Origin of the sequence: Streptomyces sp. NPDC005775, assembly GCF_042871565.1 — a bacterium.
GTDB lineage: Bacteria > Actinomycetota > Actinomycetes > Streptomycetales > Streptomycetaceae > Streptomyces.
In genome coordinates, this window is the sequence record NZ_JBIAIU010000009.1 from 341,455 (window position 1) to 364,232 (window position 22,778).

Annotated in this window: 24 protein-coding genes; 13 read left to right on the forward strand and 11 right to left on the reverse strand. The window is 72.1% G+C overall.

The window, feature by feature from the left end; genetic code table 11:
* Positions 1-69: 69 nt before the first annotated feature.
* Together ACFYPA_RS22500 and ACFYPA_RS22505 are read left to right on the forward strand one after the other, a co-directional pair.
* Entirely contained in the window at positions 70-1,437 is a 1,368-nt protein-coding gene (locus tag ACFYPA_RS22500; RefSeq protein WP_389133778.1) for a M64 family metallopeptidase, read from the forward strand.
* Between the two features lie 177 nt (positions 1,438-1,614).
* Complete coding sequence (locus tag ACFYPA_RS22505; protein WP_389133780.1) at positions 1,615-2,577, forward strand: DUF6215 domain-containing protein; 963 nt, start codon at positions 1,615-1,617, stop codon at positions 2,575-2,577.
* A gap of 22 nt (positions 2,578-2,599) precedes the next feature.
* Here the strand turns inward: ACFYPA_RS22505 and ACFYPA_RS22510 are convergent, their stop codons facing one another.
* Positions 2,600-3,061: a nuclear transport factor 2 family protein gene (locus ACFYPA_RS22510; RefSeq protein ID WP_359083651.1), complete on the reverse strand. Its 462-nt coding sequence runs from the start codon at positions 3,059-3,061 to the stop codon at positions 2,600-2,602.
* 87 nt (positions 3,062-3,148) lie between these two features.
* Between ACFYPA_RS22510 and ACFYPA_RS22515 the strand changes: the two genes are divergently transcribed.
* A complete protein-coding gene (locus tag ACFYPA_RS22515) occupies positions 3,149-3,715 on the forward strand; it encodes a TetR/AcrR family transcriptional regulator (protein WP_359315596.1) in 567 nt (188 codons plus the stop codon).
* 79 nt (positions 3,716-3,794) lie between these two features.
* Here the strand turns inward: ACFYPA_RS22515 and ACFYPA_RS22520 are convergent, their stop codons facing one another.
* From ACFYPA_RS22520 to ACFYPA_RS22545, 6 genes are all read right to left on the reverse strand, one after another.
* Complete coding sequence (locus ACFYPA_RS22520) at positions 3,795-4,853, reverse strand: serine hydrolase domain-containing protein (protein ID WP_389133784.1); 1,059 nt, start codon at positions 4,851-4,853, stop codon at positions 3,795-3,797.
* Positions 4,850-5,773, reverse strand: coding sequence for a DUF6895 family protein (locus ACFYPA_RS22525; protein ID WP_359083655.1), 924 nt, complete (start codon positions 5,771-5,773; stop codon positions 4,850-4,852). The genes ACFYPA_RS22520 and ACFYPA_RS22525 overlap by 4 nt, the downstream gene beginning before the upstream one ends.
* Before the next feature lie 43 nt (positions 5,774-5,816).
* On the reverse strand, positions 5,817-6,836 hold the full coding sequence (locus ACFYPA_RS22530) for a DUF6895 family protein (RefSeq protein WP_389133786.1): 1,020 nt from the start codon (positions 6,834-6,836) through the stop codon (positions 5,817-5,819).
* Complete coding sequence (locus ACFYPA_RS22535; protein WP_359315591.1) at positions 6,833-7,552, reverse strand: hypothetical protein; 720 nt, start codon at positions 7,550-7,552, stop codon at positions 6,833-6,835. Before ACFYPA_RS22535 ends, ACFYPA_RS22530 begins: the two co-directional genes overlap by 4 nt.
* Before the next feature lie 10 nt (positions 7,553-7,562).
* Entirely contained in the window at positions 7,563-7,739 is a 177-nt protein-coding gene (locus ACFYPA_RS22540) for a hypothetical protein (protein WP_219569054.1), read from the reverse strand.
* A 275-nt stretch (positions 7,740-8,014) separates the two neighbouring features.
* Entirely contained in the window at positions 8,015-8,956 is a 942-nt protein-coding gene (locus ACFYPA_RS22545; protein ID WP_389133789.1) for a DUF4862 family protein, read from the reverse strand.
* A gap of 103 nt (positions 8,957-9,059) precedes the next feature.
* Here ACFYPA_RS22545 and ACFYPA_RS22550 point away from each other — a divergent pair, with 103 nt between their 5' ends.
* Positions 9,060-9,638, forward strand: a complete 579-nt coding sequence (locus ACFYPA_RS22550) for a TetR/AcrR family transcriptional regulator (protein ID WP_359083661.1) — start codon at positions 9,060-9,062, stop codon at positions 9,636-9,638.
* A gap of 79 nt (positions 9,639-9,717) precedes the next feature.
* Positions 9,718-10,500, forward strand: coding sequence for an oxidoreductase (locus ACFYPA_RS22555; protein WP_389133792.1), 783 nt, complete (start codon positions 9,718-9,720; stop codon positions 10,498-10,500).
* Between the two features lie 165 nt (positions 10,501-10,665).
* On the opposite strand, the gene ACFYPA_RS22560 is transcribed toward ACFYPA_RS22555, so the two are convergent.
* From ACFYPA_RS22560 to ACFYPA_RS22575, 4 genes are read right to left on the reverse strand one after another with little or no spacing between them, the layout of a single operon-like run.
* Positions 10,666-11,823 (reverse strand): acetyl-CoA C-acetyltransferase, encoded by a 1,158-nt coding sequence (locus ACFYPA_RS22560; RefSeq protein ID WP_389133795.1) that lies wholly within the window; start codon positions 11,821-11,823, stop codon positions 10,666-10,668.
* A gap of 32 nt (positions 11,824-11,855) precedes the next feature.
* Positions 11,856-12,458, reverse strand: a complete 603-nt coding sequence (locus ACFYPA_RS22565) for a TetR/AcrR family transcriptional regulator (protein WP_359315577.1) — start codon at positions 12,456-12,458, stop codon at positions 11,856-11,858.
* Positions 12,455-13,240, reverse strand: a complete 786-nt coding sequence (locus ACFYPA_RS22570; RefSeq protein WP_359083665.1) for an SDR family oxidoreductase — start codon at positions 13,238-13,240, stop codon at positions 12,455-12,457. The genes ACFYPA_RS22565 and ACFYPA_RS22570 overlap by 4 nt, the downstream gene beginning before the upstream one ends.
* On the reverse strand, positions 13,237-14,403 hold the full coding sequence (locus ACFYPA_RS22575; RefSeq protein ID WP_389133799.1) for an acyl-CoA dehydrogenase family protein: 1,167 nt from the start codon (positions 14,401-14,403) through the stop codon (positions 13,237-13,239). Before ACFYPA_RS22575 ends, ACFYPA_RS22570 begins: the two co-directional genes overlap by 4 nt.
* Before the next feature lie 46 nt (positions 14,404-14,449).
* Between ACFYPA_RS22575 and ACFYPA_RS22580 the strand changes: the two genes are divergently transcribed.
* From ACFYPA_RS22580 to ACFYPA_RS22615, 8 genes are all read left to right on the forward strand, one after another.
* Entirely contained in the window at positions 14,450-15,298 is an 849-nt protein-coding gene (locus tag ACFYPA_RS22580) for an enoyl-CoA hydratase (protein WP_359083668.1), read from the forward strand.
* Entirely contained in the window at positions 15,298-16,470 is a 1,173-nt protein-coding gene (locus ACFYPA_RS22585; protein ID WP_359083670.1) for an acyl-CoA dehydrogenase family protein, read from the forward strand. The genes ACFYPA_RS22580 and ACFYPA_RS22585 overlap by 1 nt, the downstream gene beginning before the upstream one ends.
* A complete protein-coding gene (locus tag ACFYPA_RS22590) occupies positions 16,470-17,462 on the forward strand; it encodes an acyl-CoA dehydrogenase family protein (protein ID WP_389133802.1) in 993 nt (330 codons plus the stop codon). Before ACFYPA_RS22585 ends, ACFYPA_RS22590 begins: the two co-directional genes overlap by 1 nt.
* Positions 17,459-18,532, forward strand: a complete 1,074-nt coding sequence (locus tag ACFYPA_RS22595; RefSeq protein ID WP_359083672.1) for an acyl-CoA dehydrogenase family protein — start codon at positions 17,459-17,461, stop codon at positions 18,530-18,532. The genes ACFYPA_RS22590 and ACFYPA_RS22595 overlap by 4 nt, the downstream gene beginning before the upstream one ends.
* Positions 18,533-18,567: 35 nt before the next feature.
* Positions 18,568-19,356 carry an SDR family oxidoreductase gene (locus ACFYPA_RS22600; RefSeq protein ID WP_389133805.1) on the forward strand — a complete coding sequence of 263 codons (789 nt, stop codon included), beginning with the start codon at positions 18,568-18,570 and terminating at the stop codon, positions 19,354-19,356.
* A gap of 120 nt (positions 19,357-19,476) precedes the next feature.
* On the forward strand, positions 19,477-21,036 hold the full coding sequence (locus tag ACFYPA_RS22605) for an alpha/beta hydrolase (protein ID WP_389133808.1): 1,560 nt from the start codon (positions 19,477-19,479) through the stop codon (positions 21,034-21,036).
* Positions 21,033-22,250, forward strand: coding sequence for a serine hydrolase domain-containing protein (locus ACFYPA_RS22610; RefSeq protein ID WP_359083676.1), 1,218 nt, complete (start codon positions 21,033-21,035; stop codon positions 22,248-22,250). Before ACFYPA_RS22605 ends, ACFYPA_RS22610 begins: the two co-directional genes overlap by 4 nt.
* Before the next feature lie 220 nt (positions 22,251-22,470).
* Positions 22,471-22,778 (forward strand): ATP-binding cassette domain-containing protein (locus ACFYPA_RS22615; protein WP_389133811.1); only part of this gene is annotated, 308 nt, incomplete at its 3' end.

Consider the following 22,778-nt stretch of genomic DNA (forward strand, 5'->3'; position numbering starts at 1 on the left):
GCGGGCAGTTAAGCATATTTACATGACCGCTTTACTTCATTCCGGCTGGACAGCAGAGCGAGGCTTGGCATGCGCACATCCAGAGCAGCCGCCATATCCGTGGGCGTCGCGCTCACAGCGGTCATGGGGGCGGCTCTCGCCACTCCCGCGGTCGCCGTGGACCCGGAGCCCGCCCAGGAACCGCGTGTCGCCGTGGAGTACTTCCCCGAGCCCGGCGGCGAGGGCCGACAGACCGAGGTACCGGTCAACACACCCGTGACGAGCGGCCGTTCCGCCGCCCGGAGCCTGGCACCCTCCGCGGAGACGACGGACGGAGAGGTCGGGAAGCTGTCGGTGACCGGCCCTTCGGCCGACCGGCTCGACGTGGTGATCGTGGGCGACGGCTACACCGCCGGCCAGCAGGACGCCTTCCACACCGCGGCGGCCTCGAAGTGGGCGGACATCACCGGCATCGAGCCCTACTCGAGCTACCGGGGCCTGATGAACGTGTGGACCGTCGACGCGGTGTCGGCCGAGTCCGGCATCACGGGCGACCCCACCGCCGACGTCACCAAGGACACCGCCCTCGGCAGCTATTTCTGGTGCTCGGAGACCGAGCGCCTGATCTGCGCCGACATCGACAAGGTCGCCTCGTACGCCGCCAAGGCCCCCGAGGCCGACCTGGTCATCGTCGTCTCCCATTCCACCAAGTACGGCGGCGCCGGCTACTCGGGTCTCGAAGCGGAGGGCTACCCGTTCGACGGCGTATCGACCCTCTCCTCGGACAACGCGCAGTCGAGCATGATCGCCGCCCACGAGATCGCCCATTCGGTGGGCCTGCTGGCGGACGAGTACACCTACGACAGCTACGGCACCTGGACCGGTGGCGAGCTCCCCGACATCAACTCCAGTACCTTCACCGCGGACCGGATGGCCGCCAACCGGAGCAAGTGGTACCGCTGGCTGGGCGAGACCGACCCCACGGGCGGCACCGTCGGTACGTACGAAGGCAGCAGCTACTACCCGTTCGGGATCTACCGCCCGACGTCCAACTCCCTCATGCGCGCCCTGAACGTCAGCGAGTTCAACCTGCCCGGACGCGAGGCCATGATCGCCGGCTTCTACCGCGAGGCCAACGCGCTGAGCAGCAAGGTCGGCACGAGCAGCGCGGTCCTCAGGACCAGCCGCATCCAGGTCTCCCAGGCCGAGCTGACCGGCCTGGCCGCGCCGGAGCTGCGCTGGTACGTCGACGGCGTCCAGGCCGAGCGGGCGCAGGGTCTCACCAGTGTCCTCCCCGCCGCGCTGGGTGTTCGCGCGGACGGCAGGACGCACACGGTCACGGTCGAGTCCCGGGACCGGACCGATTCGATCCGCGACCCGCTGGTCCGGGCCGAGGCCACGGAGCGCCTGACCTGGACGGTCAAGGCCTCCGGGCGCAAGGCCCCCAAGCACCACTGACGGCCGGCCGGCCGGCGGCGCACCCGCTCTCCCTCACAGCCCGGGGCGGGTGCGGCGCCGGGGCGAAAGGCGTCCGCAGCGTGATCCAGGTAAGCGGTTGGCCGAAAAGGCCTGCACCTGCCCGGAATTATGGCTTCCATCACAGCGTCCGCACACACTCTCTGGTCAGATCAGCGGATGCTCGGTCTCCTCCTTCGCCGCCTGCCCTTCTGGGTCCGCGAGCCCGTGTTCATCCTGGTCGGGTCCGTCTTCGGGGCACGCATCATGTATCTCGCCTTCCATGATCACTCCTGGGTCGCGGCCGGCATCGGCCTGGCCCTCCTCGTGGGCGCCGCGTTTCGCATCCACACGGTGGTCCGTACGCTGCGCGCACGCCGGAACCGGACGGTTGCCGCGGTCGACGCACCGGCCGACGCGGTGCCGCAGCAGCCCGGAGTCGGGCCGGGGCCGTTGAGGAAGGAGCCCAACGCCTGGGGGCAGGCCTTCGCGGCCGTGGCCTTGTTCGGGGCACTCGCAGCCGCTCTGTGGGTGGCCCCCCACATGACGTCGGACGACAGCGGCATCCCGGAGCCCGCCTCCTGCTCGGACAGCGAACACGAAAAGCTGTCGCAGGCGTATGCCAGGACACCGAAGGCCCTCACCGGTGACGAACTGTGCACGGCGCTCAACCGGCCCGACCTGCCGGACATCCTCGGAAGGCCTGACGAGTTGGCGACCACGGCCTACGGCACCAGCGGCACCGCGCCCTTGACCGGGGGAAAGGTCGCCCAGCCGGAAGCGCAGGTCCAGTTCGACTCGTACACGGTGCACTTCTCGGCGACGTACAACCATCTGTCGATTGCCCAGTACGTGAAGATGCTGAAGACCGGAGGCGAGGAGGTCAGGACCCACGAGGTTCTGGGGCGGCCCGCGGTCTTCTCCTCGGATCACACCATGCAGATCGACCTCAGCCGCAAAAGCGGCCCGGTCGAGGACGGCCCGCCGACCAGGACGCTGTCCGTCGCTTTCGACCGGGAGGACGGGGGCGGCTATTACGACATCACCGTATGGAGCAGCTTCACTTCGCTCCCCCCCGACAGCATGCTCGTCGAGATCGCGGAGGAGGTTCTCCCGGCGGTCCCGGACCGGTCTGCCCGATGAGACGTCACCGCGCCTTGGCCTGCTACTGGAGGGGGATGTCGGCCCCGTGTTCGTGCGGGGGCCGGGGGCCGTCGAGGCGCCGGTCGGCTTCCGCGATGCCGATGTCGTTGATGCTCGCCTCGCGGCGCCGCATCAGCCCGTGCTCGTCGAACTCCCACAGCTCGTTGCCGTAGCTGCGCCACCACCGGCCTTCCGCGTCGCGCCACTCGTACTGGAAACGGACGGCGATGCGGTTCTCGTGGAACGCCCAGAGGCTCTTGCGGAGCGCGTAGTCCAGTTCGCGCTCCCACTTCCGCGTCAGGAACTCGACGATCTCCTCGCGCCCGGTGACGAAGGTGTCCCGGTTCCGCCAGATCGAGTCCGGCGTGTAGGCCAGTGCCACCCGTCGGGGATCACGGGTGTTCCACGCGTCCTCGGCGGCCTGGACCTTCCGCAGGGCCGTCTCCCGCGTGAACGGCGGGTAGGGCGGTCGATCCTCCGACATTGCTGCCTCCTCGCGTTGAGAACGTTCGTTCTCCATCGATGCCGCTTAAGGTAGGGAACGTACGTTCTCGATGTCAAGGAGCCTCGGATGCCGGCCCCCCTCACCCAGGAGCGCAGCCGCCTGGACCGCGAAGCGCTGCTCGACGCGGCCGAGAAGCTCTATTACGAGCGGGGCATCCAAGCCGTCGGAATGGATGCCGTGCGCACGGCATCCGGTCTGCCGCTGAAGCGGATCTACCGGTTCTTCCCGGCGAAGGAGGATCTCGTCGTGGCCGTGCTCCAGCGTCGTGACCAGCGGTGGAGGGGGGACCTCGCCGCCCACGTGGAGCAGGTCCAGGACCCCCGGGAGCGCGTACTCGCGGTCTTCGACTGGCTTGCCGAGTGGTTTTCCGAGCCCGGTTTCCGCGGATGCGCCTGGGTCAACGCCTACGGTGAACTCGGCACGTCGTCCGAGGCGGTGCTCAGCGAAGTCCGGTCGCACAAGTGGGCGTTCCACGCCCAGATCACCGCATGGGTCGACGCCACCGGGGCGTCGGTGGCCGATCCGGTCTTCCTCCTCGCCGAAGGAGCCGTCGTGACGGCGGGCATCAGCGGCGACCCGGCCCCGGCCCACCACGCACGGGCAGCCGCCGCGACCCTCCTCGGGGCGCCCTGAGGCCCCGCCGAGGATGATGCTGCCCGGCTCGGTCCCGGCAGGCGTGCGCACGGGCCCCCGGGGACGACGGAGCGGAGTGTCAGAGCTTCTCCGTCAGCAGCGCGTGCATCGTCGCGATGAACGGGTCCGTCCGGTGCACCCGCCGGGTGCACATCGCCGCCACCGCGGTACCGGTGTCCGGGCGGAAGCCGAGGAACATCTGCTGTCCGAGCGTGGCTCCCGCGTGGAAGCAGACCGGTCCGCGCGGTGACGGATGGCGGAACCAGGTGAGCGTGTGCGTGTGCGCGTGCCCCAGTCCGCGCCGCAGCAGGGGGCGCCGTACGTCCGCGAACGCGGCGGTCAGCGAGGGCGTGGGCGCGGCGGCTGCCGGGAGGTGCGCCTCCAGGAAGGTGAGCAGGTCCGGGGGCGTCGCCCGGACCGCTCCGGCCGCGAGGAAACCGCCGACGTCCAGCGCGGGCAGCGGTGTGCCGTCGCGCCGGTGCCCCACCGCGTCGCCGGCCGGCGGCCCCGGCCGCAGTCGTGTGCCGTGCAGGCCGAGCGGGTCCAGCACCTCCTGCTGGAGCAGCGTCTCCCAGGGCGTACCGGTGGCGGCGGCCAGCGTGTGGCCGAGTACGGAGACGGCGAAGTTCGAGTAGTGCCAGCGGGTGCCCGGCCGGTGGCGCGGGCGGGCACGCAGGAACGCCCGGACGAGGCGGTCGGCCGGGTAGCGGCTGTACGGCGCCGTCGACCACCGGGGCAGCGCCTGCGGATAGAAGTCGGCCGGCAGCGCGGGGAGGCCGGAGGTGTGGGTGATCAGATGGCGCAGGGTGATCGCGCGGACGGCGGGGTGCACCGGATGCCCGGGAGCGAGCAGTTCGGCCGCGGGGTCCTCGTACCGCACGCGTCCCGCCGCCACGAGTGCGGCCAGGAGCAGCCCGGTGAAGGGCTTGGACGCGGAACCGAGTTCGTAGCGGGGTGCGTCGCCCGGCCGCGCGCCCGCGTCGAGCCGGTAGGTGCGCCGGGCCCGGTGGCTGAGCGCGATCACGAGGCCGGGTGCGCCGATGGTCCGGGCGGCATCGGCCAGCAACCGGGCCCGCTCGCCGTAGTCCTGGGGCGGCGGGCCGGGCGAGGTCCGGCGGGCCTCCTGCGGGGCCGTCACGCGGGGGCCGGGGCGGCGAGGTCCGACAGGGCGCGGGACAGGGCCAGCGCCGAAGCGAACGCCGCCACCAGCGTGGGGTGGTAGACGAGGTCGAAGACGGATTCCTCGTCACCTTCCGGCATTCCGCCCATCACCGGCATCGCTCCGTCCGGCTGCTGGGCCGCGGCGAAGCCCTCCCAGGCGGCCGGGTCGAGGGTCGGTTCCGGGAGGCAGGCGTCCACGACGAGCAGTTCGCCCAGCAGGTCCCAGCGCCCGAGGTCGAGCCAGTCGTCGAGCCACACCGGCAGCCAGAGGGCGAGGTAGTCCGCCACGTCGGCGGGCAGCCCGGCCGGGTTGGCGCCCCAGTCGGTCAGATGGAAGACCGTGTGGGTGATGTCGTAACCGATGTTCCCCTCGACCGTCCAGGGCTCTGGCCGCCGGGACAGCCAGGTGCGCCGGTACGCCTCGTCGAGCGGCATGCTCGGCTCCAGCCCGAAGCGGCGTTCCATGGCGCTGAGTCCGAGCCGGCGCACCGGCACGACCTCCAGCGCGGCCCAGCTGCCCAGCCGGTGGTTGAGCCGGACAGCCGCCTCCAGGGACGGCTCCCGGAACCCGAGCTCCTGGAACGGTACGTAGACCTCCATCGGTACGGGACAGAGCGGTTCGCGCCGCTGGCCGTCGAGGAGGCGGGCCCCGGATCCCAGCAGTTCGTGCCAGGCGTGGTCGAGGAGCTTGCGTGCCAGGTCGGCCTGCCGGGAACCGGCGACCCCCTCGCGGAAGATGACCTTGCTGATGAGTGCCAGTTCACCGAGCGGCTTGAACCGGTCCAGGACCCCCACCTCGGGAGGCGGGTCGTCGTCCAGCCGGAACCCCGACCGGTGCTCGTACAGCCATCCCAGGGCCCGCGCGCCGACGTCATGGATCTGCTGGATGCCGTTCATGCGGCAACTCCCCTCGTGCGGCTGGTCCGAAGGCCGGTGCGGTTCATACGGCGGCCCCGGTCGTGCCGTCCGCCGCGTCGGCGTCCGCCCGGTGGGCGGTGAGCCGGTTGAGGCACAGCGCGGCGGCGAAGGCGGTCACCAGGGTGGAGTGGTAACAGGCGAGAAAGGGGTACGGGTCCGGCTCCGCGCCCCGAGGGGTCTGTGCCGGGGCGATGGCCGGGCCCGTCTCCGGTACCGCACCGCTCGGGGCCTGCGCGGTGGCGAGCGCGGGCCAGGCCGCGTCCAGCAGGTCCGTGGGCGGCGGCCCCGGCAGGGCTGCGGCGACCGCGAGGAGTTCGCCCGTCAGGTCCCATTGCCGGCTCTCCAGACAGCCGTCGATCCAGGGCGGCAGCCAGGCCCGCAGATAGGCGTCGATGTCGGCGGGCATCCGCTCGGGGAGACAGCACCAGTCGGTGATGTGGAAGACGGTGTGGGTCAGCGCGTACCCGGAAGGCCCCTCGAACATCCATGGTTCGCAGAGCCCGCCCAGCCAGGTGCGCGCGAGCACCTCACCGGCGTCGGCGTGCGGGGCGGCGCCGACCCGGCGCTCCGAGTTGATGAGCCCCAGCTCCCGGTTGGCGTGCTGCTCGGTGTGGGCCCAGCCCCTGGTCGCGGAGAGTGTGCCGGCCAGGGACTCGAAGCCCTCGTGGCGCAGTCCGTTCCCGGCGAAGGCGGCGTAGATCTCGTACGGGTACGCGGCGAAGGGCTCCCCGCGCAGCAGTTCCAGGAGCAGGTCGCCCGCGTGCACCTGGTCCCACGCGAACGTGAGGAGTTCCCCGGCCGTCCGGTGTTCCGGGGTGCCCGGGGCGGTGCTGCGGTGAATGGTGGTGCACAGCTGGGCCAGTTCGCCAAGGGGTTTGAGGGTGTGGTTGACCTTGGCGTGCGGCTCCAGCACGTCCGGGGGGAGGACGAATCCGGAACGGTGGGCGTCGGCCCAGCCGAGTGCCTTGCGCAGTACGGCGGGCAGGACGGACAACGCCGCGCCCGCCGTGACGCCGGGTGCGGTGGCCACCGATGCCGTCACCGCGCCCGCCCCTCGGCCATCATCCGGGCTGCCCGTACATGCAGGGCGACCCGGGGGTCCGCGCCGCCCATGAGCTCGACGAAGTCGAGTCCGCGGTCCAGGCCCAGGCTGTCGGGCCGGCCGTCCAGCGCGGCCAGCCAGCGGCCGGTGCCCGCCGCCTGGAGCCAGTTGCGCCGCCGCACCGCTCGGACGAACCCCCGGGACAGATCCACGACCCGGTGGGCGGCGGCCCGGTGCACGGCCGACGAAGCGGCGGGGACGGCGAGCGGAGCCAGCACGGAGAGCTGATGGGTGAAGGCCTGCCAGGGGGCCCCTTCGAGCCACGCCGCATTCGGCTCGCCGGCACCGGGTGCGGTGGCCGGCGGCTGCCCGGGAGTGGCGGGGGCGGATGCCGTCCGGTGCAGGGCGGACATCATGCCCCAGTGGCTCCAGACCGCGGCGTCGGAGGCGTCGGGCCGGGGCGGGAACTCCCGCACGGCACGGTGGAGCACGGCGATGTCACCCGGATGCGGATTGCGCCCGTACAGCACACTGGGCAGAAGCAGATCGGCTCCGATGACGCGTACCGCGGCGATTCCCGTCCGGTTGTCCTCGTCGATTCCGGCCGCGCCGCAAACCGTGGCGAGGTGGTCCCCGCTCCGAAGAGCGAGGACCACCTCTGTTGCCAGGTCATGCACGGCACCCGCGAGGGGGGACGGAGCATGTGACTGGTCCATGTGCTACCGACTAGCCCTTCTTCGGGCGCGGGGTCGGAGGCGAGAGCAGAAGTGCGGAGCCGCCTCCAAGGAGGGCGAGGTACGCGCACTCGCGGGAGTCGCGGTAGAAGCCTTCGGCCTCGCCCGGGTTGAGCGCCTCGTCGAGGTCCAGCTCGATGTCGGTGGCAGTGGTCTCTGTGGTGTACATGGGTGTTGCCCCGTCCTGTGGGAAATGGGGGGTTGCCGTACGTCTCGAGTGGAATGCATGGAATGCGAATCCGCAAACCAAGGAGGCCGGTCAGGGCGTTTTTCCATTCAATTGAATGATTAATTCAAGACCTCGCCGCACGGCGCTGAACTGGGGCAACGCTGATTTCGCTCATCGAATGGGGGGTAGTGCGCGGGGCGCATCCAGCGTCTGGGGGCGTACATCCGGACCATCAATCAGGTACCGGACGCAGGAACGAATACAGCGAATGCGCTCTACTCGGACGCCGGGACGGCCCCGCTCCCGGAAAGAAGCCGCATGACGCGGCCCAGCATCGCGAGCCTCGCGTCGACCGCGGCATCGCCGGGAACCTGGATCTTCGCCCCCGCGTAGGAGATCGCACCTTCGGCCGCGCGGAGACAACGGCGCACTTCGTCGGCGTCCATGAGGGAGGTGGGTTCGTCCTCGGCGAGGGGCAGGTGCGCGTCCGCCCACGGGCCCCCGTACTCGTTGGCGGTCGGGCCGGCGCCGGAGAACATGACGCCGGCCAGCAGGCCCTCGGAGGCGAGCCGGGTGATCTGCGCGAGGGGACGGCCGGCGTCCTGCGCCTCGATGGCCGAACGGCCCCAGTTGACGGCGACGCCGATCCCCGCATCACGCGCGAGGGGGATCTCGTCCTCCAGCGACAGGAACCGCTTCTCACCCGGGACGGCCGGCGTGTACGCGTCGCAGTGCTCCAGGACGAGGCGGGTGGACCAGGCGCCCGTGGCGGGTTCGCTCGCCGTCATCTCGTCGAGCGAGCGAGCGAACATCGCCGCGACGGCGGTCACCGAGGGTGCGGTGTGGACGTGGAGGACGGAGACCGACTGCTCGCCGGTGAGCTGGTTCAACTCCTCGGCGGCGACGCGGGCCTGGCGCAGGAACGCGAGCGCCGCCCGCCGGCCGTCCTCATCCCCGGAAGCGAGCCCGAAGGTGCCCGAGGCGCCCACGCGCGCCATCGTCCCGGGGATCAGCGTGATCACCGAACGCGTGAAACGGCCGCGCATCCGCGCCGCCAGCCAACGGGCGTCCTCACCGAGGCCGTCGCGGAACGGGATCTCCAGCCCGTCGGCGATGCCCGCGTCGGCGAGCCCCTCGTAGAAGTGTTCCTGGTCGGTGCGCAGAGAGGGCAGGGCCGCGTAAGCGCCCACGAGAGCGGCGGGCCGTTCGGTTGTCATGGTGCCGCACTCTACCGAAGGTAAGACGTCATATGTCTAGAGTCGCCCGCGCGCCCGCGGCGATATTTGACCTCCGGGTCAACAATGCTGCTACGTTGGCGACATGGGCAGGCCGAAGCAGTTCGATCCGGACGTGGCGGTGGAGCGCGCGATGAACGTGTTCTGGCGCAAGGGGTATGCGGGGACGACACCTCAGGACCTCGTCGACGAGATCGGCATCGGCAAAGGCAGCCTGTACAACGCCTTCGGCAGCAAGCACGCGTTGTTCGAGCGGGCGCTCACCCGGTACCGCGCATCACAAGCCGCGTGGCTGGCGGCACTCCTCGACCATCCCGGTTCGGCGAAGGACCGGCTGCGGGGCGCACTGGAGGCACTGGTGGAGCTCGACTTGGGCGATCCGGACCGGCGCGGCTGCATGGCGGTCAACACCGCCGCCGAGTCGGCCCCCGCGGACAACGGGACGACCGACACCGTGCGCAGGATGTTCGCGCGCACGGAGAGTGCGTTCCGGGCAACCGTCGAGGAAGGCCAGCGCGCCGGCGAGATCGACGGTGATCGTGACGCGGCGGCACTGGCCGCCTCGCTGCTCGCGACGGTGATCGGCATGCGGGTGCTCGCGAAGACCGCCGAGGACGCCACGCAGTTGACGCGGGTCGTCGACGCGGTGATGGCGTCGCTGTAGTTCGGCACCACCGATCGGTGGCCTCTTTTTTGTGGGCTAGTTCTGTACCTGAAGTTCAAGAATCTACGAGGAGTCTGGGATGCAACTCGATCTCGCGGGAAAGACCGCGGTCGTCACCGGCGCCAGTCGGGGTATCGGCCTCGCGATCGTGCGTGAGCTCGTCGCCGAGGGGGTCCGCGTGGTCGGTGCCGCCCGCACGATCACCGCCGAGCTGAAGGAGGCCGGAGCCCATCCGGTCGCGGTCGACCTGAGCACGCCGGAGGGCGCCGAGGAGTTGGGGGCGCAGACGCTCACGGAACTCGGTGGTGTGGACATCCTGGTCAACAACCTGGGCGGCGGGGACACGTTCAGCCTGGACGGGTTCCTCGCGACCGATGACGCCCTGTGGGCGCAGAGCTTCGAGGTGAACCTGTTCGGCACGGTCCGGGTCACGCGCCGACTGCTGCCGAGCATCCTGGAACGCCGCGGCTCCGTGGTGAACATCTCGTCGATGACCGCGCGCCTTCCGGCCACGGGCCCGATCGAGTACGGCGCCGCGAAGGCCGGTCTCAACGCGTTCGGCAAGGCTCTGTCCGAAGAGTTCGGACCGCGGGGCGTCCGCGTGAACACGGTCTCCCCCGGCCCGACACGTACCGGCATCTGGGAGGACGACGGCGGCTTCGGCTCCCTCCTCGCCCGGGCGAACGGAGTCGAGCACCACGCTTTCGTGTCGGGGGTGCCGGCGGCGATGGGCATGACCATCGGCCGCCTGGTCGAACCCGACGAGGTCGCGGCCGTCGTCGCCTTCCTCGTGTCGGACCGCGCCGCGGGCGTCACCGGCGCCGACTACGTCGTCGAGGGCGGCGGCATCAAGACGGTGTGAGGCGTGCGCCGGAGCAACCCCGCGTAAGCCGGAGCCACCCCGCCTGCGTCGGCGTGGCATCCGGAGGGACGGGACGGCCCCGGTGGAGGTGGCCCCGGCATCGCGCACCGATCCCGGATCCGCCTGCCCGGCCCAAGCGTTCGGGGGCAGGCAGATCCGGAGGAATCAGAGGCGCTCGATGATGGTGACGTTGGCCTGGCCGCCGCCCTCACACATGGTCTGGAGGCCGTAGCGGCCGCCGGTGCGCTCCAGTTCGTGCAGCAGCGTCGTCATCAGCTTGGTGCCGGTGGCGCCCAGCGGGTGGCCGAGCGCGATGGCGCCGCCGTTGACGTTGACCTTGTCCGGGTCGGCGCCGGTCTCCTTCAGCCAGGCGAGGACGACCGGGGCGAACGCCTCGTTGATCTCGACCAGGTCCATGTCGTCGATGGACATCCCGGCCTTCTTCAGCGCGTACGCCGTCGCCGGGATCGGGGCCGACAGCATGCGGATCGGGTCCTCGCCGCGCACCGAGAGATGGTGGATGCGCGCCCGGGGGGTGAGGCCGTGCTCGGCCACGGCCCGTTCGGAGGCGATGAGCATGGCCGAGGCGCCGTCGGAGACCTGCGAGGAGACGCCGGCGGTCAGCCGGCCGCCCTCGACGACCGTCTTGAGGCCGGCCATCTTCTCCAGCGACGTGTCACGGCGCGGCCCCTCGTCCACCGTCACCTCGCCGTACGCGACGGTCTCCCGGGCGAACCGGCCCTCGTCGATGGCGCGCAGGGCCCGCTGATGGGAGCGGAGTGCGAAGTGCTCCATGTCCTCGCGGGTGATGCCCCACTTCTCCGCGATGAGTTCGGCGCCGTGGAACTGGTTGACGGGCGCGTCGCCGTAGCGGGCGCGCCAGCCCTCGGAGCCGGCGTACGGGCCCTCGGTGAGCCCCAGCGGTTCGGCGGCCTGGCGGCTGGCGTAGGCGATGGGGATCATCGACATGTTCTGCGTGCCACCGGCGACGACCAGGTCCTGGGTGCCGGACATGACGCCCTGGGCGGCGAAGTGGACGGCCTGCTGGGAGGAGCCGCACTGCCGGTCGACGGTGGTGCCGGGCACCTCCTCGGGCAGGCCGGCGGCGAGCCAGGCGGTGCGGGCGATGTCCCCGGCCTGCGGGCCGACGGTGTCCAGGCAGCCGAAGACGACGTCCTCCACCGCGGCCGGGTCGATCCCGCTGCGCTCGACCAGCGCCTTGATGACGTGGGCCCCGAGGTCGGCGGGGTGGACGGCGGACAGCCCGCCCTTGCGCCGGCCGACCGGGGTGCGTACCGCTTCGACGATGTAGGCCTCGGCCATGACTGCTCCTTCATGAGGGATGTGAGGGCTGATCAGGTGTTCGTGGTGATGCCCGCGAGGACCATCGACAGGTACTGGCGGGCGATCTCCTCCGGGCTGTGGGTGCCGCCGGGGCGGTACCAGGAGGCGGCCACCCAGACGGTGTCGCGGACGAAGCGGTAGACGAGGCGCACGTCCAGGTCACTGCGGAAGGCCTGCTCGGCGACCCCGCGTTCCAGCGTGCGCAGCCAGGCGTTCTCGAACTTCAGCTGGGAGTCGGAGAGGTAGGCGAAGCGTGGCTGGGCGGAGAGTTGCCTGGACTCCCGCTGGTAGATGGAGACCGCCGGTCCGTGCCGGTCTATCTGCCGGAAGGACTGGGTGACGAGGGCGCCGATGGCCTCCCGTGGGCGGAGTCCGGCGGCGAGGACGGTGTCGTAGCCCGTCCACAGCTCGTCCAGGAAGGCCGAGAGGATCTCGTCGAGCATCGACTCCTTGGAGTCGAAGTGGTAGTAGAGGCTGCCCGCGAGCATTCCCGCCTCGTCCGCGATGCGGCGGACGGTGGTGGCGTCGTAGCCCTGGGCGGCGAACACCTCGGCGGCGGTCGCCAGGAGTTCGGCGCGGCGTACGGCGTTCGCCGGCCCGGGGATCGCGTTCACGCCCTCTGGCTGCTGACGGAGATGGTCTCCCCCGTCATGTACGAGGAGTAGCCGCTGGCCAGGAAGACGATGACGTTGGCGATCTCCCAGGGCTCCGCGTACCGGCCGAAGGCCTCGCGTTCGGTGAGTTCGGTGAGGAGTTCGGGGGTGGTGACCTTCACCAGGTGCGGGTGCATGGCCAGGCTCGGGGCGACGGCGTTGACGCGTACGCCGAAGTCGGCCGCTTCCAGGGCGGCGCACCGGGTGAGGGCCATGACTCCGGCCTTCGCGGCGGCGTAGTGGGCCTGGCCGCGCTGGGCCCGCCAGCCGACGACGGAGGCGTTGTTGACGACGATGCCTCCGGCGGCGCTGTCCTTGAAGTGGCGCAGGGCGGCGCGGGTGCAGCGGAAGGTGCCGTTCAGGGTGACGTCGAGGACCTTCGCCCACTGGTCGTCGGTCATGTCGACGAGGTCGGCGGTGCCGCCGAGGCCGGCGTTGTTGACGACGATGTCGAGGCCGCCGTGGCGTTCGGCGGCGAGCGCGAAGAGGGCGTCGACCTGGTGCTGGTCGGTGACGTCGCAGGCCAGCGCGGCGACCCGGTCCGCGCCGAATTCCCCGGCGAGGGCGGCGGCGCTCTCCTTCAGGCGGCGTTCGTGGGCGTCGCCGATGACGATGCGGGCGCCCTCCTCCAGGAACTTGCGGGCGGTCGCTCCGCCGATTCCGGCGCCCGCCGCCGCGGTGATCACCGCGGTGCGTCCGTCGAGGAGGGAGTGGCCCGGTACGTAGGGCGGCTGCGAGGTCACGGGCGGATCTCCTTGGGGAGGCCGAGGACGCGCTCGGCGATGATGTTGCGCTGGATCTCGTTGGATCCGGCGTAGATGGTGTCGGAGCGGGAGAAGAGGAACAGCCGCTGCCAGTCGTCGAGTTCGTAGGGCGCTTCGGGGGCGGCCATGCCTCCGGCGCCGAGGACGCTCATGGCGAGTTCGCCGAGTTCCCGGTGCCAGGTGGCCCAGAAGATCTTCCCGATGGACGCCTCGGGGCCGGGTGCGCCGGCCGCCACGCCGTCGAGCATGCGCAGGGCGTTGCACCGGATGGTCTCCAGGCCCGTCCACGCACGGGCGAGGCGGTCGCGGATCAGCGGGTCGTTGGCGGCGCCGTTGCGGCGGGCCAGGTCGATGAGGCTTTCCAGTTCGCGCCTGAAGCCGACCTGCTGGCCGAGGGTGGAGACACCGCGTTCGAAGCCGAGGGTGGCCATCGCCACCTTCCACCCGTCGCCGGGTTCGCCGACGATGTGCTCGGCGCGGGTGCGGGCGCCGTCGAAGAAGACCTCGTTGAACTCGGAGGTGCCGGTCAGCTGCTGGATCGGCCGGATCTCCACACCGGGCCGGTCGAGCGGGACCAGGAGGTAGGACAGGCCCGCATGGCGGGTGGAGCCCGGTTCGGTGCGGGCGATGACGAAGCACCACTGGGCGTCGTGGGCGAGTGAGGTCCAGATCTTCTGCCCGGTGACCACCCAGTCCTCGCCGTCACGCTCGGCCCGGGTCCGTACGTTCGCCAGGTCGGAGCCGGCGTCCGGCTCGCTGTAACCCTGGCACCACAGCTCCTCGGCGGCGACGATCGGCGGCAGGAATCGGGCCTGCTGCTCGGGTGTGCCGAACGCCACCAGGGTCGGGCCGAGGAGTTGTTCGCCGATGTGGTTGACCCGTGCGGGGGCGTCGGCCAGGGCGTACTCCTCGTGGAAGGCGACCTGCTGCTCGATGGTCGCGCCCCGGCCCCCGTGCTCCTTCGGCCAGCCCACGCAGGTCCAGCCCTCAGCCGCCATGTGCCTTTCCCAGGCGAGCCGTTCGGCGAAGGCCTCGTGCTCACGGCCGGGTCCGCCGCGGCCCCGGAGACCCGCGAAGGCGCCGGTGAGGTTGGTGGCCAGCCAGCCACGGATCTCGGTGCGGAACTCCTCGACGCTGCTCATGCGGGTACGTTAATCTACCAAACACTTGTTAGGGAAGGAGGGGCCGATGTCCGCTGCCCATGACGAACCGGTGCGCTACGAGAAGCGGGGCCCGGTCGCGACCGTGACCATGAACCGGCCCGACTACCGCAACGCGCAGAACTCCGCGATGACCTACGCCCTGGACCGGGCGTTCTACCGCGCGGCCGACGACGGCGAGGTGAAGACGGTCGTGCTGGCCGGGGCGGGGAAGCACTTCTCCGCCGGCCACGACATCGGGACCCCCGAGCGGGACGCGCATCTGCCGTTCGAGCGCCGGGCGGGACTGTGGTGGGACCACTCGGACAAGGAGGGCGCGGAGAGCCGCTTCGCGCGCGAGTCCGAGGTGTATCTGGGGATGTGCCGCCGCTGGCGGGAGCTGCCCAAGCCGGTGATCGCGTCCGTGCAGGGGGCGTGTGTGGCGGGCGGTCTGATGCTGGCCTGGGTGTGCGACCTGATCGTGGCCTCCCAGGACGCGTTCTTCGCCGATCCGGTGGTCCGGATGGGCATCCCCGGCGTCGAGTACTTCGCCCACCCGTGGGTGATGCCGCCGCGGATCGCCAAGGAGTTCCTCTTCACCGGTGACCGGATGAGCGCACAGCGCGCGTACGAGGTCGGCATGGTCAACCGGGTCGTCCCCCGGGAGGAACTGGCCGCCCGTACGGAGGAGCTGGCGCTGAAGATCGCGGAGATGCCGCGCATGGGACTGGCGCTCACGAAGCGCGCGGTCAACCAGGCCGAGGACCTCCAGGGCATGCACACGGGAATGGACTCGGTGTTCGGCCTGCACCACCTGGCGCACGCGCACAACGCGGAGACCGCGCCGGACGCGCTCGGCGGCATGGACATCCGGGCGATGAAGAAGGCGGGCGGCTGATGGACCTCGATTTCGACGCGGCCGACGAGGCGTTCCGTACGGAGGTACGCGAGTGGCTGGCCGCCCACGTCCCGGCCGCTCCCCTGCCGTCGCTGGAGACAGCCGAGGGCTTCGCCGCGCACCGGGCGTGGGAGGCGGTCCTGGCCGCCGACCGCTGGTCGGTGGTCTCCTGGCCCGAGGAGTCCGGCGGGCGCGGGAGTTCTCTGCTGCGCTGGATGATCTTCGAGGAGGAGTACTACGCGGCCGGGGCGCCCGGCCGGGTCAGCCAGAACGGCATCAATCTGCTGGCCCCGACCCTCTTCGAGCACGGCACCGCCGAGCAGCGGGCCCGGGTGCTCCCGGCGATGGCGCGCGGTGAGGTCATCTGGGCGCAGGCCTGGTCCGAGCCGGAGTCCGGCTCGGATCTGGCGTCGCTGAAGTCGACAGCCGTACGGACCGAGGGCGGCTGGCTGCTCAGCGGCCAGAAGACCTGGTCCTCCCGGGCCGCCTTCGCCGACCGGGCCTTCGGCCTGTTCCGCAGCGACCCCGACGCGGACCGGCCGCACCGGGGGCTCACGTACCTGATGTTCCCGCTGGACGCCGAGGGCGTGACCGTGCGGCCCATCGGGCGGCTCGACGGGAAGCCCGCCTTCGCCGAACTCTTCCTGGACGAGGTGTTCGTGCCGGACGAGGACGTGATCGGGGAACCCGGCCAGGGCTGGCGGGTCGCGATGAGCACCACCGGCAACGAGCGCGGGCTCACCCTGCGCAGCCCGGGCCGGTTCACGGCGGCCGCGGACCGGCTGACCGCCCTGTGGCACGAGTACGGCGACCCGGCGGACACGGCCCTGCGCGACCGGGTCGCCGACGCGGTGATCGGGGCGCGGGCCTACCAGCTGTTCAGCTACGCGGGGGCCTCGCGGATCCTGCACGGGGAGGGCGGGCCCGGGGCCGCCTCCAGCCTCAACAAGATCTACTGGTCCGAGCTGGACATCGCCCTGCACGAGACGGCACTCGACCTGCTCGGCCCGTACGGCGAACTCGCCGACCACGCCATGGAATCGCCGGACCACGGCAGCTGGTCCGAGGGCTACACCTTCTCGCTGGCCGGTCCCGTCTACGCGGGCACCAACGAGATCCAGCGCGACATCGTCGCCGAGCGGCTGCTCGGCCTGCCGAAGGGGCGCCGCTGATGCGTTTCCTCCTGGACGCCGAGCAGCGGGACTTCGCCCGCTCCCTCGACGCTCTGCTCACCTCCTGCGACACCCCGGCCGTCGTACGGTCCTGGGCGGCCGGGGACCACGGCCCCGGGCGTGCCGTCTGGGCGAGGCTGGCCGACGCCGGGGTGTTCGCCCTCGCGGTCCCGGAGAAGCACGAGGGGGTCGGACCGCTGCCCCTGGAACTCACCCTGGCCTTCGAGGCGCTGGGACGGCACGCCGTCCCCGGGCCGCTGGTGGAGACGGTCGCCGCGGCAGCCCTGCTGGAGCGGCTCGGCGACGACCGGCTCGCCTCGGACCGGCTGCCCGGCATCGCCTCCGGGAAGTCGGTCGTGTCCCTCTGCCTGACCTCCCTCGGCCCGTACGCCCTGGACGCCGACGCGGCGGACGCCGTGCTCGTGGTGGACGGGGACACCCTGCGCCTCGCCACCGCGTCCGGGCCGGTGCAGCCTTCGGCCGACCCCGCGCGACGGCTGTCACGGCCGCCCGGCGGGACCGTCCTCGCCCAGGGCCCGGCGGTGACGTCCGCCGCCGGGTACGCGGCCGATGTGGCCACGCTCGCCACGGCGGCCCAGGCACTCGGGGCGGGCCGGACCCTGCTTGCCCGTACCGTCGCATACGTCACGCAGCGCACCCAGTTCGGGGTGGCGATCGGCTCCTTCCAGGCGGTCAAGCACCGGCTCGCCGACACCCTGCTGGCCCTGGAGTTCGCCGGGCCGCTGGTGCACGGCGCCGCGCTCGCGCTCGCCGCCGGCGACGACGGGGCGGGCCGCGACATCGCCGCGGCCAAGGTCACGGCGGGCGAGGCCGCGTACGCGGCGGCGCGCACGGCCCTCCAACTGCACGGGGCCGTCGGCTACACCGACGAACTCGACCTGTCGCTGTGGATCCGCAAGGCCCTGCCCCTGCGCGACGCGTGGGGCACCCCGGCCGCCTGCCGGGCCCGTGTCATGGGAGCAGCCCGATGAGACTCACGCAGGAACAGGACGAGCTGCGGTCGGCCGTGCGGTCGGTCTTGACACAGCATCAAGCCGACGCCGCATGGGCCCCGTTGGCCACACAGATCGGTGCGACCGGTCTGGCCGTGCCGGAGGAGTACGGCGGGGCGGGCGGCGGCGCCCGTGATGTCCATGTGCTGATGGAGGAGCTGGGCCGGAGCCTGAGCCCGCTGCCGTGCCTCGGCTCCTCGGTGCTCACGGTCGGGGCCCTGCTCGCCTCCGGTGACGAGGAGGCGTGCGGGCGGCTGCTGCCCGGACTGGCCGAGGGCACTTCGGTGGGCACCCTGGCCTGGGCCGAGCAGGGCTCCTGGGACCAGGAGGCGGTACGCGCCGAGGCGGTGGCACAGCCGGGTGGCGGCCGGCTGATCACCGGCACCAAGGAGTACGTGCTGGACCGGCCCGGCGTGGACGTGCTGGTCGTCGCGGCCCGTACGGCACACGGAGTGTCCCTCTTCGAGGTGGCTCCCGATGGCGCCGGGGTGCGCCGGGAACCCGTCGTCACCATGGACGAGACCCGGGCCCAGGCCCGGTGGGTGCTGGATGGCGCCGAGGGCCGCCTGCTGGGTGCGGACGGCGACGGCGGGCGGGCCCTGGAGCACGTCCGGGACCTGGCGTGCACGGCACTCGCCGCGGAGCAGGTGGGCGCCGCCGAACGCTGCCTGGAGCTCACCGTCGCATACGCCAGGACCCGGGTGCAGTTCGGGCGGCCCATCGGCTCGTTCCAGGCGGTCAAGCACCGGCTTGCCGACGCCTACGTCCTGGTGGAGTCGGCGCGTTCGGCGGCGCTCGGTGCCGCTTTCGCCGCCGACGAGGACCCGGGTGCGCTGCCGCGGGCCGCCGCCGTCGCGAAGTCGGTCTGCTCCGAGGCGTTCTCGGCGGTGGCCGGCGAGATGATCCAGCTGCACGGCGGGATCGGGATCACCTGGGAGCACGACGCGCACCGCTACTTCAAGCGGGCGCACGGGGCGGGCGAGCTGTTCGGGCCGCCCTCACACCATCGGGCGCGGCTCGCTGCCGGGCTCGGGCTGGCCGCCCGGTGAGCGGGCCCCAGCAGACGGAGAGAGGGGTGCAACCCATGGACACCGGCAGCCCGTTGGACTTCACGGGGCGCGTGGTGCTGGTCACCGGCGGCACCAAGGGAATCGGTGCCGCCATCGCCGGGGCGTTCCTGTGCGCCGGGGCGGACGTCGTCGTCTGCGGCCGCAACGCCCCTCGGACGCTGCCTGCGTCCGGGAGCCGCCAGGCGGTGTTCCTCCCGGCCGATGTGCGGGATCCGGCGGCGGCGTCCTCGTTGGTGGATGCGGCGGTCGAACGCTTCGGCCGGCTCGACGTGCTCGTCAACAACGCGGGCGGCTCCCCGGACGCCGACGCGGCCACCGTCTCGCCCCGGTTCGTGGAGAAGATCGTCGCGCTCAACCTCCTCGCGCCGTTCTACGTGGCGCAGGCCGCCCACCGCGTCATGGGGGCCCAGGACAGTGGCGGTGCGGTCATCAACATCGGCAGCGTCTCCGGCCAGGACCCGCAGCCGGGGACAGCGGCCTACTCGGCGGCCAAGGCCGGGCTGCTGGCCCTCACCAAGGCGCTGGCCCTGGAGTGGGCTCCGGCGGTCCGGGTCAACCACATCACCACGGGGCTGATCCGTACCGAGAGCGCGGCGGCTGTCTACGGCCCGGACGGCGGGACGGCGGTGGCGGGCGTCATTCCGATGGGACGGATGGCGGTCCCCGACGACGTCGCCCGCGCCTGTCTGTTCCTCGCGGGCGATCTGTCCGGGTACATCAACGGGGCCGACCTGGCGGTGCACGGGGGCGGGGAGTTCCCCGCCCGCTACCTGGCGGCGAAGGCGGCCGGCGGGGCGGGGTGAGCGCCGCGGGACGCGACGGGGGGGTACCCCCCGGTCCTGTCGACCGGGTGGCCCGATGTCCCCGGGTCACACGGGCCCCTAGCGTCGTGCGGGTTCCTCCCACCCGATCCTAGGAGCACGATGCGCGTCATCCGTCTGGTCACCGCGGGGCTCGGCCTGACCTGTTTACTCGCGGGCGGCATACCCGCGTCCGCCTCGTCCGCCCCGCCCCGTGCGTCCGCCGACCCGGCCCGTCACCCCCTCGTGTGGGGTCCCTGTTCGGCGCAGCAGACGGAGTTGCGCGCCGCGGGCGCACGCTGCACGAAGGTGACCGTTCCCCTCGATCACGCCGACCCCGACGGCCCGACGATCGAGATCGCCGTCTCGCGGATCGCGGCGACCGGAGCGCATGGGAAGCGCCGGGGCATCCTGCTGTCCAATCCGGGGGGCCCCGGCGGGACGGGACTGGCCAACACGCTGTACCTGCGGCCCGCGTTGAAGGACGCGGCCGAGCGTTACGACCTGATCGGCTTCGACCCGCGCTTCCTGGGCGAGTCCACGCCCCTCGTCTGCGACCCCGCCGCCCCGGCGCCCGCCCCCGGTCCCACCACGTCCCGCCGTGCGGAGTTCGACGGCGCCGTGCGTGATGCCCGGGACACGGCGCGCCGCTGCCAGGGGCACGGCGACAACGCCCGGCTCCTGCCCCATGCCACGTCCCAGGACGTCGCCCGTGACATGGACGCCATCCGCGCTGCGCTGGGCGAGCGCAGGCTGTCGTACTACGGCGTCTCGTACGGCGCCGATCTGGGCGCCGTCTACACCCAGATGTTCCCCCGCCGCTCCGACCGGATCGTCCTCGACTCGTCGACCGATCCCACCGCCACCCAGTACCAGCTCTTCCAGCGGGCGGGCCTGCCCCTCGAAGAGGCACTGGACGAATGGGCCCGGTGGGCCGCGCGGTACGACGGGACCTACCGGCTCGGCACCACCCCCGCCCTCGTCCGCGCACGGGTCCAGAAGCTGCTCGACGGGGCGGAGGCGCGACCGGTCGAGGTCTCCGGTGTCCGCCTCACGGCACCGTTGCTGCGGCTGGTGCTGCGGCAGTTCATCCAGCACGAGGAGTACGATCCGGCGCTCGCCTCCACGGTGCAGGACCTGGTCGACGCCGCCGCGGGCCGGCCGGTCGAGCCCGGTCCGGAGCTCGCCGCCATGCTGGACATGCTCGCCTCCCCCGAACTGGCCGACAGCATGCTGGGCGGGACGCTCTTCATGTGCGGGGACAGCGGCTGGCCCGCCGGAGGCTGGCCGAAGGACCCGGAGACGTACTGGCGGAACATGGAACGCAGCCGTGCGAGCCGGCCCGTGTTCGGTCCGCTCGTGAACGGCATGACGGCGCCGTGCGCGTTCTGGACCAGCACCTCCCGCGAGCCCGCCACGGTGATCGGCAACCACGTGCCCGCGCTGATGCTCCAGGCCCGACGCGACAACAACGTCCCGTACGAGGGGGCCCTGGCCCTGCACCGGCGCCTGACCGGTTCACGCCTGGTGACGGCGGAGATCCGGGCCCACGGAGTGTTCGGTCGCGGACTGGACGGCCTCACGCCCGTCCCCTGCGCCGACCGGGCCGTCGTCGACTACCTGAGCACCGGCACGCTCCCCGCCGCCGACGTGACCTGCCGCCGGACCGAGGTGGTCCGGTGATCAGCCGACGCACAAGCCTGGCGACCGCGGCCGCCGCCCTGCTCACCGGGGCGTCCGCCACCACCGCGACCGCCACCGCCCCTTCGGGAAGAACCGGGCCGCGCGGGGCCGCCGGTTCACACGCGCGCCTCCAGCGCGATGTGGACGCGATCCGGGCCACGGGAGCCACCGGTGTCCTGGCCGAGGTGCAGACCGCCGACGGCCGGACGACGGCCCGGGCGGGCCGCGCCGACCTGACCGCGGCGTCGCGTCCGGTCCCCTGGGACGCGTACTACCGGCTGGGCAGCGACACCAAGACCTTCACGGCCGTGCTCCTGCTCCAACTGGTGGGAGAGGGGCGGCTCACGCTCACCGACACCGTCGAACGGTGGCTGCCCGGCTCGGTGCGGAGTGAGGGGAACGACGGCCGCAGGATCACGGTCGCCAATCTGCTGCGGCAGACCAGCGGGCTGAACGACTATCTCGCCGTCTCCCCCGACACGGCCGATGCCTTCACCCCGGCCGGCTACCGCCGCTCGCGCTTCCGCTGCACGACCCCCGAGGACCAGCTGAAGGCGGCCGTGGCCGTTCCCCCGCTCTGGCTGCCGAACGCCGTACATCCAGAGCGCGAACGGCACTTCGGCTACTCCAACACCAACTACGTGGTGGCCGGCCTGATCGCCGAACAGGTGACGGGCCATTCCTGGGCGCAGGAGATCCACGACCGGATCATCGGGCCCCTGGGCCTGCGCCACACCCACACCCCGGGCACCTCGCCGTACGTACCGGCGCCCACCGCCCGCGCGTACACCTGGTTCCCGGAAGCCGGCCGGCCGACGGACACGACGCTGGCGGCCGGCGGCGGGGCGGACGGCTCGCTCATCAGCACCACCCACGACCACGGCGTCTTCCTGCGCGCGCTGATGAGCGGACGGCTGCTGGGCCCCGCCCAGCTCGCCGCGATGAAGCGGACCGTGGCGGCCGAGGACTGGATCGAGGTCCCCGGGGTCCGCTACGGCCTGGGCATCGCCTGGCGGCCGGTGGCCGGGCGCCGCGACGGGATCTGGTTCCACGGCGGTACCCATCTGGGGACCGTCTCCGAGAGCGGGGTGACGCCGGACGGTGCACGGGCCGCGACCAGCGCGACCTTCAGCCTGCGCATGGACGACCCGGCGCAGGACGCCCAGGACGCCGCCGGACGGCGGCTGATCGACCGGGCGCTGACGGGCCGCTGAGCCGGGGGCTCCCGGCGGCTGGGGTCCACCGGGCCAGTGCCCGACGTTCTGATGACCGTGCGTGAGGCCGGGGTCCTCGTCGCCGACGGGGGCCCCGGCCTCGGGTTATCCCCACCCCGGATCCGCCAGCAGCCGCCATGGCCCGTCATCTCCGTGATCCGTAGCGTCAAAGCATCGGCTCGGTCGAATCATCGGCTCGAAGGATCCTGAGAGGGCGGACATGAGGCAGCGCGGCGGCGAAGGACAGCAGGCGGAAGACCGGCCGGAGGTTCGGGGCGCTCTCGGCCCGGCCGTCGAACTGCGCGGTGTGCGGCGGCGGTACGGGCGTGGGGCGGGTGCGGTGCACGCTCTCGCGGGCATCGATCTGACGCTGCCGCGGGGCTCGTTCACGGCGGTGATGGGCCCGTCCGGGTCGGGCAAGTCCACGTTCCTTCAGTGTGCCGCCGGCCTGGACCGGCCGTCGGCCGGCTCGGTGCGCCTGGGCGGTACGGAGATCACCGGCATGGGCGAGAACAAGCTCACCGAGCT

What these genes read in the sequence shown, in the direction of transcription:
- ACFYPA_RS22500 (WP_389133778.1), top strand. Translation starts at nt 70, where the DNA reads ATGCGCACATCCAGAGCAGCCGCCATATCCGTGGGCGTCGCGCTCACA.
- ACFYPA_RS22505 (WP_389133780.1), top strand. Translation starts at nt 1,615, where the DNA reads ATGCTCGGTCTCCTCCTTCGCCGCCTGCCCTTCTGGGTCCGCGAGCCC.
- ACFYPA_RS22510 (WP_359083651.1), bottom strand. Translation starts at nt 3,061, where the DNA reads ATGTCGGAGGATCGACCGCCCTACCCGCCGTTCACGCGGGAGACGGCC.
- ACFYPA_RS22515 (WP_359315596.1), top strand. Translation starts at nt 3,149, where the DNA reads ATGCCGGCCCCCCTCACCCAGGAGCGCAGCCGCCTGGACCGCGAAGCG.
- ACFYPA_RS22525 (WP_359083655.1), bottom strand. Translation starts at nt 5,773, where the DNA reads ATGAACGGCATCCAGCAGATCCATGACGTCGGCGCGCGGGCCCTGGGA.
- ACFYPA_RS22535 (WP_359315591.1), bottom strand. Translation starts at nt 7,552, where the DNA reads ATGGACCAGTCACATGCTCCGTCCCCCCTCGCGGGTGCCGTGCATGAC.
- ACFYPA_RS22540 (WP_219569054.1), bottom strand. Translation starts at nt 7,739, where the DNA reads ATGTACACCACAGAGACCACTGCCACCGACATCGAGCTGGACCTCGAC.
- ACFYPA_RS22545 (WP_389133789.1), bottom strand. Translation starts at nt 8,956, where the DNA reads ATGACAACCGAACGGCCCGCCGCTCTCGTGGGCGCTTACGCGGCCCTG.
- ACFYPA_RS22550 (WP_359083661.1), top strand. Translation starts at nt 9,060, where the DNA reads ATGGGCAGGCCGAAGCAGTTCGATCCGGACGTGGCGGTGGAGCGCGCG.
- ACFYPA_RS22555 (WP_389133792.1), top strand. Translation starts at nt 9,718, where the DNA reads ATGCAACTCGATCTCGCGGGAAAGACCGCGGTCGTCACCGGCGCCAGT.
- ACFYPA_RS22560 (WP_389133795.1), bottom strand. Translation starts at nt 11,823, where the DNA reads ATGGCCGAGGCCTACATCGTCGAAGCGGTACGCACCCCGGTCGGCCGG.
- ACFYPA_RS22575 (WP_389133799.1), bottom strand. Translation starts at nt 14,403, where the DNA reads ATGAGCAGCGTCGAGGAGTTCCGCACCGAGATCCGTGGCTGGCTGGCC.
- ACFYPA_RS22580 (WP_359083668.1), top strand. Translation starts at nt 14,450, where the DNA reads ATGTCCGCTGCCCATGACGAACCGGTGCGCTACGAGAAGCGGGGCCCG.
- ACFYPA_RS22585 (WP_359083670.1), top strand. Translation starts at nt 15,298, where the DNA reads ATGGACCTCGATTTCGACGCGGCCGACGAGGCGTTCCGTACGGAGGTA.
- ACFYPA_RS22590 (WP_389133802.1), top strand. Translation starts at nt 16,470, where the DNA reads ATGCGTTTCCTCCTGGACGCCGAGCAGCGGGACTTCGCCCGCTCCCTC.
- ACFYPA_RS22595 (WP_359083672.1), top strand. Translation starts at nt 17,459, where the DNA reads ATGAGACTCACGCAGGAACAGGACGAGCTGCGGTCGGCCGTGCGGTCG.
- ACFYPA_RS22600 (WP_389133805.1), top strand. Translation starts at nt 18,568, where the DNA reads ATGGACACCGGCAGCCCGTTGGACTTCACGGGGCGCGTGGTGCTGGTC.
- ACFYPA_RS22605 (WP_389133808.1), top strand. Translation starts at nt 19,477, where the DNA reads ATGCGCGTCATCCGTCTGGTCACCGCGGGGCTCGGCCTGACCTGTTTA.